The 15,968-nt window shown below is 68.5% G+C and carries 16 protein-coding genes; 9 read left to right on the top strand and 7 right to left on the bottom strand.

The window, feature by feature from the left end:
- Positions 1-40: 40 nt before the first annotated feature.
- Complete coding sequence (gene glsA / locus FBQ73_RS11215) at positions 41-1,036, top strand: glutaminase A (protein WP_138399549.1); 996 nt, start codon at positions 41-43, stop codon at positions 1,034-1,036.
- Positions 1,037-1,150: 114 nt separating this feature from the next.
- Here the strand turns inward: glsA and FBQ73_RS11210 are convergent, their stop codons facing one another.
- Positions 1,151-1,651 (bottom strand): hypothetical protein, encoded by a 501-nt coding sequence (locus FBQ73_RS11210; protein WP_210236760.1) that lies wholly within the window; start codon positions 1,649-1,651, stop codon positions 1,151-1,153.
- A gap of 342 nt (positions 1,652-1,993) precedes the next feature.
- Here FBQ73_RS11210 and groES point away from each other — a divergent pair, with 342 nt between their 5' ends.
- Both groES and groL read left to right on the top strand, forming a co-directional pair.
- Complete coding sequence (gene groES, locus FBQ73_RS11205) at positions 1,994-2,284, top strand: co-chaperone GroES (protein ID WP_138399548.1); 291 nt, start codon at positions 1,994-1,996, stop codon at positions 2,282-2,284.
- 97 nt (positions 2,285-2,381) lie between these two features.
- Positions 2,382-4,028 (top strand): chaperonin GroEL, encoded by a 1,647-nt coding sequence (groL, locus tag FBQ73_RS11200; protein WP_138399547.1) that lies wholly within the window; start codon positions 2,382-2,384, stop codon positions 4,026-4,028.
- A gap of 160 nt (positions 4,029-4,188) precedes the next feature.
- Here the strand turns inward: groL and FBQ73_RS11195 are convergent, their stop codons facing one another.
- A complete protein-coding gene (locus tag FBQ73_RS11195) occupies positions 4,189-5,673 on the bottom strand; it encodes a protein adenylyltransferase SelO (protein ID WP_138399546.1) in 1,485 nt (494 codons plus the stop codon).
- A 97-nt stretch (positions 5,674-5,770) separates the two neighbouring features.
- On the bottom strand, positions 5,771-6,646 hold the full coding sequence (locus tag FBQ73_RS11190; protein WP_138399545.1) for a LysR substrate-binding domain-containing protein: 876 nt from the start codon (positions 6,644-6,646) through the stop codon (positions 5,771-5,773).
- A 96-nt stretch (positions 6,647-6,742) separates the two neighbouring features.
- Between FBQ73_RS11190 and FBQ73_RS11185 the strand changes: the two genes are divergently transcribed.
- Positions 6,743-7,150 carry a tautomerase family protein gene (locus FBQ73_RS11185; protein WP_138399544.1) on the top strand — a complete coding sequence of 136 codons (408 nt, stop codon included), beginning with the start codon at positions 6,743-6,745 and terminating at the stop codon, positions 7,148-7,150.
- Positions 7,151-7,439: 289 nt separating this feature from the next.
- Here FBQ73_RS11185 and FBQ73_RS11180 read toward each other — a convergent pair whose 3' ends face one another.
- Together FBQ73_RS11180 and FBQ73_RS11175 are read right to left on the bottom strand one after the other, a co-directional pair.
- Positions 7,440-8,105 carry a DsbA family protein gene (locus tag FBQ73_RS11180; protein WP_342780533.1) on the bottom strand — a complete coding sequence of 222 codons (666 nt, stop codon included), beginning with the start codon at positions 8,103-8,105 and terminating at the stop codon, positions 7,440-7,442.
- A gap of 219 nt (positions 8,106-8,324) precedes the next feature.
- On the bottom strand, positions 8,325-8,822 hold the full coding sequence (locus FBQ73_RS11175; RefSeq protein WP_246089657.1) for a DUF721 domain-containing protein: 498 nt from the start codon (positions 8,820-8,822) through the stop codon (positions 8,325-8,327).
- A 209-nt stretch (positions 8,823-9,031) separates the two neighbouring features.
- On the opposite strand from FBQ73_RS11175, the gene mutY reads away from it, so the two are divergent.
- Entirely contained in the window at positions 9,032-10,129 is a 1,098-nt protein-coding gene (gene mutY, locus FBQ73_RS11170; protein ID WP_138399697.1) for an A/G-specific adenine glycosylase, read from the top strand.
- A 164-nt stretch (positions 10,130-10,293) separates the two neighbouring features.
- Here mutY and FBQ73_RS11165 read toward each other — a convergent pair whose 3' ends face one another.
- Positions 10,294-11,517: a site-specific DNA-methyltransferase gene (locus tag FBQ73_RS11165; RefSeq protein WP_392567228.1), complete on the bottom strand. Its 1,224-nt coding sequence runs from the start codon at positions 11,515-11,517 to the stop codon at positions 10,294-10,296.
- 320 nt (positions 11,518-11,837) lie between these two features.
- Here FBQ73_RS11165 and FBQ73_RS11160 point away from each other — a divergent pair, with 320 nt between their 5' ends.
- Positions 11,838-12,266 (top strand): Rieske (2Fe-2S) protein, encoded by a 429-nt coding sequence (locus FBQ73_RS11160; RefSeq protein ID WP_138399543.1) that lies wholly within the window; start codon positions 11,838-11,840, stop codon positions 12,264-12,266.
- 145 nt (positions 12,267-12,411) lie between these two features.
- Complete coding sequence (locus FBQ73_RS11155; RefSeq protein ID WP_138399542.1) at positions 12,412-12,951, top strand: hypothetical protein; 540 nt, start codon at positions 12,412-12,414, stop codon at positions 12,949-12,951.
- An 84-nt stretch (positions 12,952-13,035) separates the two neighbouring features.
- Here FBQ73_RS11155 and FBQ73_RS11150 read toward each other — a convergent pair whose 3' ends face one another.
- Entirely contained in the window at positions 13,036-13,944 is a 909-nt protein-coding gene (locus FBQ73_RS11150) for an NAD(P)-dependent oxidoreductase (RefSeq protein ID WP_138399541.1), read from the bottom strand.
- Positions 13,945-14,049: 105 nt separating this feature from the next.
- Here FBQ73_RS11150 and FBQ73_RS11145 point away from each other — a divergent pair, with 105 nt between their 5' ends.
- Together FBQ73_RS11145 and FBQ73_RS11140 are read left to right on the top strand one after the other, a co-directional pair.
- On the top strand, positions 14,050-15,132 hold the full coding sequence (locus tag FBQ73_RS11145) for a LacI family DNA-binding transcriptional regulator (RefSeq protein WP_138399540.1): 1,083 nt from the start codon (positions 14,050-14,052) through the stop codon (positions 15,130-15,132).
- On the top strand, positions 15,129-15,935 hold the full coding sequence (locus FBQ73_RS11140) for a TrmH family RNA methyltransferase (RefSeq protein WP_138399539.1): 807 nt from the start codon (positions 15,129-15,131) through the stop codon (positions 15,933-15,935). Before FBQ73_RS11145 ends, FBQ73_RS11140 begins: the two co-directional genes overlap by 4 nt.
- The last annotated feature ends 33 nt before the right edge of the window (positions 15,936-15,968 follow it).

Raw genomic sequence — 15,968 nt, 5'->3', positions numbered from 1 at the left:
AGGCGCAGACCGATCCGGCCGATCGGCGGGGCGGAAGGGAATGCCAGACGTGTCGTCAATCCCGGAGATCGAGCAGGCCTATGGCCTCAAGGGGGTGCTGGAGCATAGCTTCGAGCGCACCCGCCATGACGCCTCGGGCATGCTTGCCGATTACATTCCCGAACTCGCCAAGGCCGATCCCGAGCGCTTCGGCATCGCGGTGGCGTCGGTCTCCGGCGAGGTGGTGGGCGTGGGCGACGTGGATCTGCCCTTCACCATCCAGTCCATTTCCAAGGCGCTGGCCTATTGTCTGGCGCTGGAGGCGCTGGGCCGGGACAAGGTCTTGGCCCATGTGGGGGTCGAGCCGTCCGGCGATGCCTTCAACGCCATCGTCTTCGATGCGCTGTCCAACCGTCCCTTCAATCCCATGGTGAATGCCGGGGCCATCACCGTCTCCGGCCTTCTTGCCGAGGCGTTCGGGGCGGAGGCGTTCGAGGTGGTGCTGGACCGCTTCTCCGCCGCTGCCGGCCGCCGGCTGGCGATGGACGAGACCGTGTTCCGCTCGGAGGCGCAGACCGGCCACCGCAACCGCGGCATCGCCCACCTGCTGAAGTGCGCGGGTGCGCTCGGCGCCGATGTGGACGACGCCGTCGAGCTTTATTTCCGCCAGTGCTCCATCCTCGTCACCGCCACCGACCTTGCGGTGATGGGGGCGACGCTGGCCAATATCGGGGAAAATCCGCTCACCGGCAGCGCCGTGTTCGCGGTGGAGGCGGTGCGCAACACCCTGTCGGTGATGTTCACCTGCGGCATGTATGATTTTGCCGGCAACTGGGCCTTCGACGTGGGCGTGCCGGCCAAAAGCGGGGTGGGCGGCGGCATCCTCGGCGTGGTGAACCGGCAATTGGGCATCGGCACCTATTCGCCACGCCTCGACGCCAAGGGCAATTCGGTGCGCGGCATCTCAGCCTTCCGCGACCTCACCGAGGAGATGGGGCTGCACGTATTCGATCCCACCAATCGCGGCTCATCCCTGCTCAGTGCGTACCGGCGCTGAGAAGCGCCCGCGCAATTCACCCGTCAGGGCATGGCCTGCCGGGTGTGGCGCGTGGCCGTGGGATGGTCGCAGGAGAGTCGGCCGGCTGGGCGCCGGCCGATCAGGCACCCGGGTTCAGGAGCAGCGCACGTAGACCATGGTGCCGTAGCGACGGGAGACCTCAGGGTCCAGCCACTTCAGCACCAGCACGTTGCCATCGAAGCGCACCACCTGGCGGTCCCGCTCGCCACCGGCCGGGTCCTCTGGGGGCCCGATGTAGGTCGGGCCGCCGGCCACCTGCTTCGACACAACTTCGGTCAGCTTGTTGTCGTCAGCGAGGTACATCATCACGCCGCCATTGGGGCCGGCGGTAATGACATAGGGATTTGAGCACTGCGCGCGCGCCTGATTCTCGGTCCGGGTCGCATCATCGGGCCGGTGATAGGCGGCGAGGCCCCAGCGGCCCACCAGGCGGTCCGGCGGAATGGGGCTGGTGAATTGCGGGCGGGCCGGAGGCGGCGGCTCGGTGGGGCCGCTCGCGCACCCGGCGAGCATCAGCGCCAGTCCGGTCACGGCAACGCCCAGCAGGCCGGCGCGCCGCGCGGCGCCCACATGCGACTTCGATCCCGCAAACATCTTCGTCATGTGATTTCCGAGGCCTCCCGCCGCCTGGGATCCGTTATCCGATTGCCCGCCATGCCAGCCGGTTCCGCCGACCATAATGGTTGGCGCCGTCCGCGTCGATGCCGCCGCGCCCCGCGAATCGCGAAGGTTTGGCGCCACTGTGAACCAAAGCTAGACCACGCCGGTTACGGCTTTCCTAGCTGTCCTTTGAGGCAGCCGGCCGGATCTCATGCTGCAGCGCGCCTTGACGGGGAGGGGTGGCCCGCTTATCTCCGCTGCGAGCTTGGCACTCCACCTTGGAGAGTGCCAGAACCGGCGGGCCAGAGGCTCGCGTCCCTCGGAGAGGTAAAAACAATGTCCTTCCGTCCCCTGCACGACCGCGTCGTGGTCAAGCGCATCGAAGCCGAGCAGAAGACCGCTGGCGGCATCATCATCCCCGACACCGCCAAGGAAAAGCCCCAGGAGGGCGAGGTGATCGCGGTGGGCGCCGGTGCGCGCGACGAGGCCGGCAAGCTGGTTCCCCTCGACGTGGCGGCGGGCGACCGGGTGCTGTTCGGCAAGTGGTCCGGCACCGAAGTGAAGATCGACGGCCAGGACCTTCTCATCATGAAGGAGAGCGACATCCTCGGCGTCATCACCAAGTGAGTGGTGTTGCCGGTTGAGTGTCGCTGCCGCGTGAGGGTATTCGCCAAGTGATGGCGGCCCGAACGCACCCTATAATCCCAGAATTCAGGAGGCCGTAATGGCTGCCAAAGACGTAAAGTTCTCCGGCGACGCCCGCGAAAAGCTGCTGCGCGGCGTCGATATCCTCGCCAACGCCGTGAAGGTCACCCTCGGTCCCAAGGGCCGCAACGTGGTGATCGAGAAGTCGTTCGGCGCCCCGCGCATCACCAAGGACGGCGTCACCGTCGCCAAGGAGATCGAGCTGGAAGACCGGTTCGAGAACCTCGGCGCCCAGCTGGTGCGTGAAGTCGCCTCCAAGACCAATGACCTCGCAGGCGACGGCACCACCACCGCCACCGTGCTGGCCCAGGCCATCGTGAAGGAAGGCGCCAAGTCGGTCGCCGCCGGCATGAACCCCATGGACCTGAAGCGCGGCATCGACCTCGCCGTCGCCGCCGCCATCGCCGACATCCGCGCCCGCGCCAAGAAGGTCTCCTCCTCCGCCGAAGTGGCGCAGGTGGGCACCATCTCCGCCAACGGCGATGCCTCCATCGGCGAGATGATCGCCGGCGCCATGCAGCGCGTAGGCAATGAAGGCGTCATCACCGTCGAGGAAGCCAAGACCGCCGAGACCGAGCTCGAAGTGGTCGAAGGCATGCAGTTCGACCGCGGCTATCTCTCTCCCTATTTCATCACCAATGCGGAGAAGATGATCGCCGACCTGGAAGAGCCCTACCTCCTCATCTTCGAGAAGAAGCTCTCCGGCCTCCAGCCGATCCTGCCCGTGCTCGAAGCCGTGGTGCAGACCGGCCGCCCGCTGGTCATCGTGGCCGAGGACGTGGAAGGCGAGGCGCTGGCCACCCTCGTGGTCAACAAGCTGCGCGGCGGCCTGAAGGTCGCGGCCGTGAAGGCTCCCGGCTTCGGTGATCGCCGCAAGGCCATGCTGGAGGATATCGCCATCCTCACCGGCGGCACGGTGATCTCGGAAGATCTCGGCATCAAGCTCGAGAACGTGACCATCGCCCAGCTCGGCCGCGCCAAGAAGGTGATTCTCGAAAAGGAGAAGACCACCATCGTGGACGGCGTCGGCGAGAAGGCCGACATCGAGGCCCGCGTGAACCAGATCAAGGCGCAGATCGAGGAGACCTCCTCGGACTACGACCGCGAGAAGCTCCAGGAGCGTCTGGCCAAGCTCGCGGGCGGCGTCGCGGTGATCCGCGTCGGCGGCTCCACGGAAGTGGAAGTCAAGGAGAAGAAGGACCGCGTGGACGACGCCCTGAACGCCACCCGCGCTGCGGTGGAAGAAGGCATTGTCCCCGGCGGCGGCGTGGCCCTGCTGCGCGCCAAGAAGGCGGTCGAGCTGGTGACCTCGGACAATCCCGACATCACCGCCGGCATCAAGATCGTCCTGCGCGCCCTTGAGGCCCCCATCCGCCAGATCGCCGAGAATTCCGGCGTGGAAGGCTCCATCGTGGTGGGCAAGGTGCAGGAGTCCAATGATCCGAACTTTGGCTTCAATGCCCAGAGCGAGGAATATGTGGACATGATCGTCGCCGGCATCGTCGACCCTGCGAAGGTGGTGCGCACCGCCCTGCAGGACGCGGCCTCCATCGCCGCCCTGATCGTCACCACCGAAGCCCTGGTGGCCGAGCTGCCCAAGCGCGACAGCGGCATGCCCTCCATGCCCGGCGGCGGCATGGGTGGCATGGGCGGTATGGACTTCTGAGGAAGTCCAGGCCGACCAAGGTCTTGAGTGGCGAAGCCGGCAATGCCGGCTTCGGTGGCGGTATGGACTTCTGATCCAGCCTTCCATCTTCGAAATAAGAGAGGGCGCGGCTTCGGCCGCGCCCTTTTCGTTTGGTTGGCTCGTTTTGCGGCGCTCCCCCTCACGTCCCGCAGAAGGTCTGGTAGCCCTCCATGGACGGCGGCAAGCCGGCATAGGCGGCGAAGGCCGGCTGCTCCTCGAAGGGGTGCGCCAGCACCGTGTTCAGCGTCTCGAAGGGGGCGAAGTCGCCCTCCGTCGCCGAAGCGATCACCTGCTCCACCAGATGGTTGCGCGGGATGAAGAGGGGATTGACGCGGTCCATGGCCGCGCGGGTCGCCGCGGCGTCGCGTCCGGTGGCGGCCAGCCGCTCGCGCCAGCGGGTGGTCCAGGCGTCGAAGGCCTCCCGGTCGAGGAACAGGTCGCGCACCGGACCCCCGGCTTCCGGGTCGGCGGCAAGCGCCCCCAGCCGGCGGAAGGTGAGGGTGAAATCGGCCTTGGACGCTGCCATCACTGACAGCAGCTCCAAAGCGAGGGTGGTGTCTTCCTCGCTCGCTACCCCGTCCGGCGCCGCAAGGCCGATCTTGGCCACGAGGCCGGAATGGTAGGCCGCCCTGAAGAGCGCCGGGAAGTCCTTCAAGGCGCCGTTGGCGGCGGCGATGGCGGCTTCCTTGTCCTCGCCCAGCAGCGGGATCAGGCATTCGGCGAGGCGGGCCAGGTTCCAGTGGGCGATGTCCGGCTGGTTGCCATAGGCGTAGCGGCCCATCTGGTCGATGGAGGAGAACACCGTTTCCGGGTCATAGGCGTCCATGAAGGCGCAGGGGCCGTAATCGATGGTCTCGCCGGAGACCGACATGTTGTCGGTATTCATCACCCCGTGGATGAAGCCCACGAGAAGCCAGCGCGCCACCAGCGCCGCCTGCCGGCCGATGACGCCATTCAGCAGCGCCAGATAGGGTTCGCTCGCGCCGGCAAGCTCGGGATAATGCCGGGCGATGGTGTAGTCGGCCAGCTGGCGCACCGCGTCGGTGGCCTTGCGGGCGGCGAAGAACTGGAACGTGCCGATGCGGATATGGCTCGCCGCCACCCGCGCCAGCACGGCGCCCGGCAGCGGCCGGTCGCGCAGTACCGGCTCGCCGGTGGTCACCGCCGCCAGCGCCCGCGTGGTGGGGATGCCCAGTGCCGCCATGGCCTCGCTGACGATGTACTCGCGCAGCACCGGACCCAGCGCCGCCCGCCCGTCGCCACGGCGGGAGAAGGGCGTGGGGCCGGAGCCCTTCAGCTGGATGTCGCGGCGTCGGCCGGCACGGTCCACCACCTCGCCCAGCAGGATGGCCCGCCCGTCGCCGAGCTGGGGCGTGAACTGGCCGAACTGGTGGCCGGCATAGGCGAGCGCGATGGGTTCCGCCCCCTCCGGCACATGCTGGCCGGCGAACATCTCCACCGCGTGCGGGGTGGCCAGCGCTTCGGGGTCGAGGCCCAGCTCTTCCGCGAGGGGGGCGTTGACCTTCACGAGGCCGGGTGCGGTCACCGGGGTGGGCGTGGCGGGAGCGTAGAAGCCCGGCAGGTCGCGGGCATAGGAATTGTCGAAGGGGAAAGGGGCAGGCATGGCGCGGCAATCTCCCCCGGGGCAGAAAGGGGCAGACCCCCGGGCCGTCAACGATGGGGAAAAGGTGGGGTCTCCCCCCGGCGATGTCCAGCCGGCTTCAGGCCACGGCGTAGAGCGGATGCTCGCGGCGCAGCTCCTCCAGCAGGATCTCCTCCACCTTGGCGAGGGCCGGCGGGCGGCTGCCGGGCCGGCCGTAGAGCACGAATTCCATGTCCGGCAGGCTGGCGCGGTCGAGGTCCGCCACCACCGCAAGGTCGGGCCTGAGTGCGCGCGGTGAGCGCACGGTGACGCCGATTCCCGCGCCCACCGCGGCCATGAGGCCGGGCAGGCTGGGGCTGGTGAAGGCGATGCGGAAAGAGCGCCCCGCCGCATTGAGGGCCGAGATGGCGGCGCTGCGGCAGATGCAGGGGTTCTCGAACAGCACCAGCGGCACCGGCGCCTCCCGGTCGAGGCGCAGGTGGCGGGCGGCGATCCACACCATGGGCTCGCGCAGCAGCAGGGTGGTGGGCAGGTCGCTCTCGTTGCGCAGGCCCACGGCGATGTCGAGGTCCTCCGCCTTCAGCTTGTCCAGCATGGTGACGGTGGTGCACACGCGCACCGTGATCGGGGCCTGGGGAAAGCTGGCCGCGAGGCGATACAGGATGCGCTTCATCACGTCTTCGCCCACGTCCTGCACGAAGCCGAGCCGCAGCGGCTGGGCGAAGGCGCCGTGCACATGCTGGGTCAGCACCCGGTCGTTGAGGTCGAGCAGGCGGCGGGCATCCTCCAGGAAGGCACCGCCGCGCGGGGTGGGAGAGACGGCCCGGCCCCGCCGCTCCAGCACCTGGAAGCCGAGGGATTCGGCCAGCCGGTCCATTTGCAGGCTCACGGCCGACTGGCTGCGCCCCACCTTGCGCGCGGCCGCCGAGATGGAGCCCAGATCGGCCACGGCCGCGAAGCTGCGCAGGAGATCGAGATCGAGATTGCGGATCATGATATGAGCTTATCCGATTTCTCGGATTTTAGAATTCAAATTTTCTCATGCGAAGGTGCGGCGTAGGGTGACGCCATCGAACCGATGGAGACCCTCATGCCCCTTCTCGATGTGAAGCTGTCCGGCGCGCCCGATGCCGCCCTCGCCGCCACTGTCGCGGCCACCCTGTCCGATCTCACCGCCGGCATCCTGCGCAAGGACCCGAAGGTGACGGCCGTCGCCGTCTCCTTCGTGCCGCGCGAGCAGTGGTTCGTGGGCGGCGCGTCGCTGGCGGCGAAGAACGCCTCGTCCTTCGCCCTCGACATTCTGGTGGTGGACGGCACCAACACCAAGGACGAGAAGGCGGCCTATCTGGAAGCGGTGTTCGCCGCCATGGGCGGCCTGCTGCCGGAGCTGGATCCGGAGAGCTACATCCTGGTGCGCGAGGTGAAGGCCGACGCCTATGGCTATGGCGGGCGCACCCAGGAAAGCCGCTATGTGGAGAAGAAGCTGAAGGCGGCGTGAGGGCGGGGCGGATACTTCGACGCTTCGTCGTGCGCCGCCACATCGACCCGTCATACTGGAAACCCTCTCCCGGGTGCGGGGGAGGGCAGGGTGGGGGCAACGGTGCTCTCCACTGGCGCTACCGGAACAGAGGAGGAGGACTTGCCCCCTCCCCAACCCTCCCCCGCACTGAAGCCGGATGTTTCCGGCTTCAGTGCGGGGGAACCGAACTCGGCAACAGCCGAGTTCGGCCGGGAGAGCGGCGACTGCGCCTACAGCCTCGCGAGGCCCCGCGCCAAGACGCCCAACCTCACTTGCCGGCGAGCAGCGGGGCCAGTTCCTTGTCCCATTCGGCGATGCCGAGGGCGCCGGAGACCTTCTTGCCGTTGATGAAGAAGGTGGGGGTCGCGTTCACGCCCAGCTCCTTGTTGGCGTAGAGGGCGCTTTCCTGCACCTTCTCGCCGAGGGTCTGGTCGGTGAGGCACTTCTCGAAATCGGCCTGACTCATGCCCGCCTGCTTGGCCACGGCCAGCAGGCCCGCCGCCGGGTCCTGGCTGTAGGCCCAGGCCTTCTGGGTCTCGAACAGGGTCGAGATCATGGGGAAATATTTGTCGTCCGGCATGCAGCGGGCCAGCATGAAGGCGGCGGTGGCCACCGGCTCGAACGGGAATTCGCGGAAGACGAAGCGCACCTTGCCGGTGTCGATATATTTCGTCTTCAGCTCGGGGAAGGTGGTGGTGTGGAAGGCGGCGCAATGGCTGCACGTGGCCGAAGCGTATTCCACCACCGTCACCGGCGCCGTGGCGCTGCCGATGGCCTTCTCCGGCAGGGGGCTCGCGGCGGGGGCCATGAGCTTGGCCTGCTCGACGGTCTGCGCGGCGGCCGGCTCGAACGGGATGGTGAGGCCGAGGCCCAGGCCCGCGGCGAGGGCGGCAAGTCCGGCTCCGGCCAGGAAACGGCGGCGATCGAGAATCATGGACATCTCCGAAAGGTCCGGCGTCGAATCCGGGGGTCCCGCGCGGGCGGGAGCCGGATGCGCCATATCGCCGAAGCTATTGAGCGCAAAGCACGGGTAAAGGCGGGGCAGGGCGCCTCGCCAGCGGAATCCATGGCGCTCTAACATGTCGCCCGTATGGCGGCAAACGTGCGACGATCACAGCTTGTTCAGTGCGCTCGCGCGCCGGCCGGAAGCCGATCAGCCGCGTCCGCGCTCGCGTCGCACCAGCGCCCCGAGCCGGGCGAGGGAGGCGGCCAGCGCCTCGTCCTCGAAGGCGCCGATCTCGCCGCGCACGGCGGCGACGGTCGCCGGCTCGGGCTTGGACGGCAAAGGCTGGCGGGCATGGCGCTGAGGCACCGGCCCCTGGCGCAGGGCGAGCCGGCCCACGCAGCGCCAGCCGAAATAGGCGTTGATGCGCTCCACCACCACGCCGGCGGCATATTGCAGCTCGATGGCATAGGCGCCTTCCACCCGCACCACCAAAGTGGCGGCGGCGCCGTCTTCCTTGGGCCATTGCAGGCGCACGGGCATGCAGCGCGGGGCAAGGTCCGGCCCGACAATCTCGTCCCAGTGGGTCACCACCTCCACCACGGAGAAGCCCGCCTTGCCGCACAGGTCCGAGATGCTCGGCGCGACGAAGTCGGCGAGCGGCCGGGGGCCGGAGCGGCGGGAGAGCATGCGGAGCGGGTTCGACACGGGCGGCTCGGGGATTCTCTGAAGGGGAAGAAGGCGCGGCGCCCCTTGTCCTGCGGCGCCGACGCAGCCACCTTGGCCGCATGACATCCTCCCCCGCCGCAAGAGCCACGGCAAGAGCAGCAGCGAGAGCGACTGCAAGAGCGTCCGCGCGGGCCTCGGCGCGTGCGTCGGCAGGTTCGGGCGCGCGTGCGGACCTAAGTTCCGACGCGATTGCCGAAGCAAGCTCCGGCGCACCCGCCGCCGCATCACGCACCGGCGGGCCTGATCCTGCCGCGCTGCTCGCCTGGTACGACCGTCACCGCCGCCGCCTGCCCTGGCGGGCCGAGCCGGGGCTGCGGGCCGATCCCTACCATGTGTTCCTCTCCGAGATCATGCTGCAGCAGACCACGGTGAAAGCGGTGGGGCCGTATTTCGGGGCCTTCCTCGCCCGCTGGCCCAGCGTGTCGCATCTCGCCGCCGCGCCGCTGGAAGAGGTGCTCTCCGCCTGGGCGGGGCTCGGCTATTACGCCCGCGCCCGCAATCTCCACGCCTGCGCCAAGGCGGTGGTGGACCGCCACGGCGGGCGCTTCCCCGATGCCGAGGCGGCGCTGCTGGATCTTCCCGGCATCGGCCCCTATACGGCGGCCGCCATCGCCGCCATCGCCTTCGACCGGCCGGCAAGTCCGGTGGACGGCAACATCGAGCGCGTCATCTCCCGCCTCTATGCCGTCGGCGAGCCGTTGCCGGGGGCGAAGGGCGCCATCAAGGCCCGCGCCGCCGCGCTGACGCCGTCCGCGCGGCCGGGGGATTTCGCCCAAGCCATGATGGATCTGGGCGCCACCATCTGCACACCGAAATCTCCCGCCTGCTCGCTCTGCCCCTGGATGGAGCCGTGCGTGGCGTGGGCTGAGGGCGATGCCGCCCGCTATCCGGTGAAGGCGCCCAAGGGCGAGAAGCCCCGGCGCGAGGGCGCGGCCTTCCTCGCCGTGCGGGCGGATGGGGCGGTGCTGCTGCGCACCCGGCCCGACAAGGGCCTTCTGGCGAAGATGACGGAGGTGCCCTCCACCCCCTGGGACAGCCGGGCGGGGGCGAAGGCGCCTGCGCGCACCGAGGATCACGCCCCCTTCCCGACCCGCTGGCGCGCCGTGCCGGGGGCGGTGGAGCATGTCTTCACCCATTTCGCGCTGACGCTGAAGGTGCTCCGCGCCGACCTGCCCGCCGCCACGCCGGCGCCTGAGGGCCATCGCTGGGTTCGGCCGGAGGGTTTCGGCCGTGAGGCGCTGCCCTCGCTCATGCGCAAGGTGCTGGCCCACGGTGGCGTCGAATAATGGACAACCGCTGTCATCCCCCGACCCGCCGTCATCCCCCGGCTTGACCGGGGGATCCATCTGGCATCCGTGGCCGGGCTTTGAAGAGGGGATGCTGCGATCGTGGCTGGGCGGCCGGGATAGCGGGCGCGGCCGGCGTGCGTAAGCGGAGCGTCCCGGCCGGCCTATTCCGCCGCGATGCCCATCTCAGCCCGCAGCCGGGCCCGCAGCACGTCGATGGGGTGGCGGCGGCCCTGTTCTTCCACGTGCCAGAAGGTCCAGCCGTTGCAGGCTTCCGCCCCCTGCGCCAGAGCGCCGACGCGGTGGATGGAGCCCACATTCTGCCCGCCGGCCAGTGACAGGGTGCCATCGGCCCGCACCACGGCGCGGAAGCGGCCCTTGGCGTCGGTCAGCTCGGCGCCGGGCGTCACCAGCCCGCGCTCCACCAGCACCGAGAATGCGACGCGCGGGGCTTCCCGCGCGCTGGGCGGGGCGATCAGGGCATCTTCCGGCAGCGGCTCCACCGCATCGATACGGGCGCGGGCGGCCTGCGCATAGGCCTCCTCCCGCTCGATGCCGATGAAGGAGCGGCGCAGGCGCCTCGCCACCGCACCGGTGGTGCCGGAGCCGAAAAAGGGGTCGAGCACCACGTCGCCGGGCTTGGTCGCCGAGAGCAGGACGCGGGCGAGCAGGGCCTCGGGCTTCTGGGTGGGGTGCAGCTTCTTGCCCGCCCCGTCCTTCAGCCGCTCCTGGCCGGTGCACAGGGGGAACAGCCAGTCCGAGCGCACCTGAACATCTTCGTTGCCCGCTTTGAGCGCCTCGTAATTGAAGGTGTATTTGGCATCCGCGCTGCGGGCGGCCCAGATCAGCGTCTCGTGGGCATTGGTGAAGCGCCGGCCCCGGAAATTGGGCATGGGGTTCGCCTTGCGCCACACGATGTCGTTGAGGATCCAGAAGCCCAGATCCTGCATCATGGCGCCGACGCGGAAGATGTTGTGATAGGAGCCGATGACGAACAGCGTGCCGTTGGGCTTCAGCGCCCGCCGCGCGGCCAGAAGCCAGGCGCGGGTGAAGGCATCATAGGTGGCGAAGCTGTCGAAGCGGTCCCAATCGTCGTCCACCGCATCGACGAGGCTCTCGTCGGGCCGCTTCAGCTCGCCGCCGAGCTGGAGATTGTAGGGCGGATCGGCGAACACGAGATCCACGCTGCCGGCGGGCAGGCCGGCCATCATCTGGATGCTGTCGCCGAGGAGGATCTGGTCGAGGGGCAACGCGCCCGGCGCGACGCCTGCCGCGTCCCGCGTCCGCTTCGCCGGAGATACAGCGCGCGCGGCACGGGGTGCCGTAAGCACCGGCTCGACGGCCCGCGGGGCCGTACCTGGCACCGTAACGGCCCGTGGGGCCGCCAAGGGGGCAGGCTCGGCATACTCCGGACAAACGCCCAACTGGCGCGCCGTCCGTCCGGCTGCCCCCTTGGCCACACTACGCATGACGCAACCCTACGCAACGCTTACGAACAGGTAGGAGTGTGGCCGGCAGGGGTTAAGGCTGGGTGAAGGGGAAGGCGGTTGGAGGCTACGGAGTTTGCGGCGGCTTGGCTTGTCCCGCGCCTTCGCAATCGCCCGCCGAAACCCGACAATTCCCCGTGGCTCCGATCTTGCTTGTAGCTGGTCCATGTCCGCTTCCCGCCAAGGGGAGCGTCTCGCACGTCCGGGGAAAGGCGCGGTCCATGAGTGAGCTTTTCGCCGTATGTGCCACCTATGAGGTCGATGACGGCGATGCGCGCGGCTTCGTGCTGGCGCGGCTGGACGAGACCGGCGCCGTCAAGAGGTGGCCCATCCTCATCGCGCGCCAGTCCAAGAACTACTACGGCTACGAAAATGCCTGCCCCCACGAGGGCACGCGCCTGGATCTGGTGCCGGGGGAGTTTCTCGACCGGGAGGGCAACTTCCTCGCGTGCGGCCGGCACGGGGCGAAGTTTGATTTCGACACCGGCCACTGCTTCATCGGCCCCTGCCAGGGCAAGGCGCTGACGCCCATCAAGCTCGTCATCGACGATGGCGACGTGTGTCTGGTGGATGTCGAACTGGCCGAAGAAGACGGACTAGACATTGAGGACCCCAACGAGGTCCCCGAGGTCCTGATCACGGGCGATTGAAGCGGGCCGCACGGCCCGCCGACCAGAGGTCGCGCCCTTTGGGCGCGGCAGACCGCGACGGTGCGGTTCGCGCGGCAGGTTTCCGCCGAGCGAACGACGGCACCCACAGCAAGCCCACCACGACCTCCACAAAGGACCAATCCTTATGACTGCCATTGCAGATACGCCGTTTGCCAAGCTCGAAACCGAGGGCCGGCTGCTGAAGCCCAGCCTGAACGCCGACACCCACGTGGCCGGCCGCTTCGGCTTTCGCGGCGAAATCTCCTATGACGGCCCGGAGACCCTCCTGAAGGAGGTCTTCGCCGTTTCCGAAGACGGCCAGCCGGCCATCGGCTTCCTCGCCGGCTCCATCGCCGAATTCGAATCCCTGCCCAAGCTGGTGGAGACCTTCGGCTCGGCCTTCAATGCCGATGGCAAGTATCTCATCTATATCGCGGACCTGCCCCAGGGCAATCGCCTCTCGATCCAGTTCGGCGATGTGAAGATCTTCGCCATCTTCATCGACGGCACCTCGGTCTATAATGAGTTGATCGACACGTTCTACGTGGACAAGATCAAGCTGAAGAAATACGACACCGCCGCCAAGCTCGACGCGCTCGCCGACGTGGGCCTGAAGTATTCCTCGCCTTCCGACTACAAGGAAGTGTCCTACGCGGACGGACTGGCGATCAAGAACGCCGCCTGAGCCCCGCGCCGACACTGCCCACACAGCCCGCCGGAGCACGTACCGACCACTTCATGCCGGATCGTCACGTGCTCCGGGGCTGGATCAGCTTTTACGCACCCCGTTCATCTGCCCCACCACATCCACCAGCAGCGGCACGTTCTTCTCGCCGTTTCCGAGCCCTTCGGCGGTGGCGTAGAGGTTCTTCACCGTGGCGCTGATGAAGGCCGCCGCGCCAGTGTTGGTGGCGAGGTTGGTCACATAGCGCATGTCCTTGTGGGCATTGGTGATGGTGAAGCGGTGGGCGTTCACGTCGCCGTCCAGCGCATAGCCCATGAAGGTGCGGTAGAAGCCGCAATCCATGCGCCCGCCGCGGATCACGGCATCGAACACCTGCGGCGTCACCCCCGCCTTGGCGGCCAGCGCCAGTGCTTCCGCATAGATGGCGCCATAGCCCAGCGACAGGAAGTTGTTGAGCAGCTTCATGGTGTGCCCCGCCCCCGGCGCGCCCACCCGCACGATGCGGTTCGCATAGGCCGCCACCACCGGCTCGATCACCGCGAAGGCGGCGTCCTGCGCGCCCACCATGGCCGAGAGCGTGCCCTCGTCCGCCTGCACCGGGGTGCCGCCGAGGGGCGAATCGCAGAAGAAGACGCCGCGCGCCTCCAGTTCCGCCGCCAGCGCCATGGTGAGGGTGGGCTCTGAGGTGGAGGTATCGATGATGTGGAGGCCGGCTTTGGCAGTGGAGAGAATGCCGTTTTCGCCGCGCAACACCGCTTCCACCTGTGGCGCGCCGGTAACGCACAGGACGATGATCTCGCTCACCTGCGCCAGCTCCGCCGCCGACTTCACCTCGGTGGCCCCGCGAGCGACGAGGTCTTCCACGGGTGCCCGGTTGCGATGGCCCAGCACGGCGAGGGGAAAGCCTTTGGCGAGAATGTTCTTCGCCATCCCATGGCCCATCAGTCCCACGCCGATGAAACCGACCCGCGCCTTGCTCGTATCCTCGGTCATGTCTTTCGTCCCTATGCCAATTACCATTGGTCGTTGCCGTTAAATCGTTTAACATGAACGAAAGGACGGCGCGAGACGCGACAGATCCGGTTATAGGGAAGGCCCATGGATGACAATATCCCCGATCAGGCCCAAGCCGGCCAGATGCCCGCTTCCATCGGCAAGGTGACGCTCCAGGGCCTTGCCCGCGAGCTTGGATTATCCACCGCCACCATCTCGCTCGCCCTGCGCGACAGCCCCATGGTGGCGGAGGCGACGCGCCTGAAGGTGCAGGAAGTAGCCCGCGCCCGCGGCTATGTGGCCAATCGCGGCGCCGCGGCCCTGCGCACGGCGCGCACCAATATCGTGGCGCTGGGCCTGCACGATATCGTCAATCCCTCCTTCACCGAGCTGCTCGCGGCGGTGGAGGATGCTTTGACCGCCGCCGGCAAGACGGTGCTGCTCGGCGTCAGCCAGGAGGACGTGGCGCGCCAGACCCGCACCCTGGGGACGCTGGCCGAATACCGCCCGGACGCCTTCCTGGTCTCGCCCGCCGCTTATTCCACGATTGCGGACCTGAAGGCGCTCGCCTCCACCGGCATCGCCGTGGTGCAGGTGACGCGGGAGATCGAGGGCTCGGGCTTCGATTTCGCCGGCTCGGACGATGTGACCGGGGTGGCACTGGGCGTCGCCCATCTGGTGGCGCTGGGCCATACCCGCATCGGCATGCTGGGCGGCTTCGGCGCTATTTCCACCGGCCGCAAGCGTCTTGCCGGTTACAAGGCCGGCCTTGCCGCCGCCGGCCTCACCTTCGATCCCACCCTGGTGATGGAAGGGCCGGGCCTGCGGGAAGAAGGCCGCCGCCAGCTGGCGCGCCTGCTGGCGCTGGAGGAGCCGCCCACCGCCGCCGTCAGCTTTAACGACCTCTCCGCCTTCGGCGCCCTCATGGAGCTGCAGGCGGCCGGGCTCACGGTGGGCCGAGACTTCTCGCTGGTGGGCTATGACGACATCGGCGAGGCCAAAGTCTGGCATCCGGGGTTGACGTCGGTGCACACCTTCATCCCCGAATACGGCCGTGCCGCCGCCGACCTTGCCCTCAAGCGCATCGCCGATCCGTCACGCCCGGTGGAGCGGGTGGAGATGCCCCCCAAGCTGGTGGTGCGCGCCACCACCGCTCCGCCCGTGCCGGTGAAGCGCCGGCCCCTATGATCCTTCCGGTGACCGAGGCCGCTGATCCGCGCATCGCGGATTTCCGGGACGTGCGCGAGCGCGACCTCGTGGGCCGGCAAGGCTCCTTCATGGCGGAAGGGGAGGTGGTGCTGCGCCTGCTCGTGTCGCGCCTCGGTGGAGCGGATAGCCACCGCCTGCGCGCGCTGCTGCTGTCCGAGGCGCAGGCCATGCGGCTCGCCGATGTCATCACGGCCCTGCCGGAGGACGTGCCGATCTATGTGGCCGGGCAGAAGGTGATGGACCAGGTGGTGGGCTTTCCCATCCATCGCGGCATCCTGGCGCTCGGGGCGGCGCGGCCGCTGCCGGAGCCGGGGGCGCTGCTGGACCGGCTGGGGGAGCGGGCGCTGGTGGTGGCGGCCCTCGGCCTCACCAATCACGACAATATGGGCGGCATCTTCCGCAATGCGGCGGCCTTCGGCGCCGATGCGGTGCTGATCGATGCCGCCTCCTGCGATCCGCTCTACCGCAAGGCCATCCGGGTGTCGGTGGGGGCGAGCCTGGTGGTGCCGTTTGCGCGGGTGGCGGACGGCGCAGCGGCGGTGGACCTGCTGAAGACGCGCGGCTTCGAGGTGGTGGCGCTGTCGCCGGCCGGGCGCGAGCCTCTGTCCCGGCTTGTCCGGCCGCCGCGGGTCGCGGCCCTGTTCGGCACCGAGGGGCCGGGCCTGCCCGACGCGGTGATGGCCATGACGCGCACCGTCGCCATTCCCATGGCCGCCGGCTTCGACAGCCTGAACGTGGCCACCACCAGCGGCATCGTCCTGCATCATCTGTCGGGGGTGTGAGGGGCAAGAGATCGGTTTAATCCATCCAGATGG

Source organism: Xanthobacter autotrophicus (genome assembly GCF_005871085.1).
GTDB lineage: Bacteria > Pseudomonadota > Alphaproteobacteria > Rhizobiales > Xanthobacteraceae > Xanthobacter > Xanthobacter autotrophicus.
Note: the sequence above shows the minus strand (reverse complement) of the source record. Positions and strands in the feature narration are given on the sequence as shown.

Excerpts from the sequence above, each read along its gene's own strand:
- glsA (WP_138399549.1), top strand. The coding sequence starts at position 41 with ATGCCAGACGTGTCGTCAATCCCGGAGATCGAGCAGGCCTATGGCCTC.
- FBQ73_RS11210 (WP_210236760.1), bottom strand. The coding sequence starts at position 1,651 with ATGTTTGCGGGATCGAAGTCGCATGTGGGCGCCGCGCGGCGCGCCGGC.
- groES (WP_138399548.1), top strand. The coding sequence starts at position 1,994 with ATGTCCTTCCGTCCCCTGCACGACCGCGTCGTGGTCAAGCGCATCGAA.
- groL (WP_138399547.1), top strand. The coding sequence starts at position 2,382 with ATGGCTGCCAAAGACGTAAAGTTCTCCGGCGACGCCCGCGAAAAGCTG.
- FBQ73_RS11195 (WP_138399546.1), bottom strand. The coding sequence starts at position 5,673 with ATGCCTGCCCCTTTCCCCTTCGACAATTCCTATGCCCGCGACCTGCCG.
- FBQ73_RS11190 (WP_138399545.1), bottom strand. The coding sequence starts at position 6,646 with ATGATCCGCAATCTCGATCTCGATCTCCTGCGCAGCTTCGCGGCCGTG.
- FBQ73_RS11185 (WP_138399544.1), top strand. The coding sequence starts at position 6,743 with ATGCCCCTTCTCGATGTGAAGCTGTCCGGCGCGCCCGATGCCGCCCTC.
- FBQ73_RS11180 (WP_342780533.1), bottom strand. The coding sequence starts at position 8,105 with ATGATTCTCGATCGCCGCCGTTTCCTGGCCGGAGCCGGACTTGCCGCC.
- FBQ73_RS11160 (WP_138399543.1), top strand. The coding sequence starts at position 11,838 with ATGAGTGAGCTTTTCGCCGTATGTGCCACCTATGAGGTCGATGACGGC.
- FBQ73_RS11155 (WP_138399542.1), top strand. The coding sequence starts at position 12,412 with ATGACTGCCATTGCAGATACGCCGTTTGCCAAGCTCGAAACCGAGGGC.
- FBQ73_RS11150 (WP_138399541.1), bottom strand. The coding sequence starts at position 13,944 with ATGACCGAGGATACGAGCAAGGCGCGGGTCGGTTTCATCGGCGTGGGA.
- FBQ73_RS11145 (WP_138399540.1), top strand. The coding sequence starts at position 14,050 with ATGGATGACAATATCCCCGATCAGGCCCAAGCCGGCCAGATGCCCGCT.
- FBQ73_RS11140 (WP_138399539.1), top strand. The coding sequence starts at position 15,129 with ATGATCCTTCCGGTGACCGAGGCCGCTGATCCGCGCATCGCGGATTTC.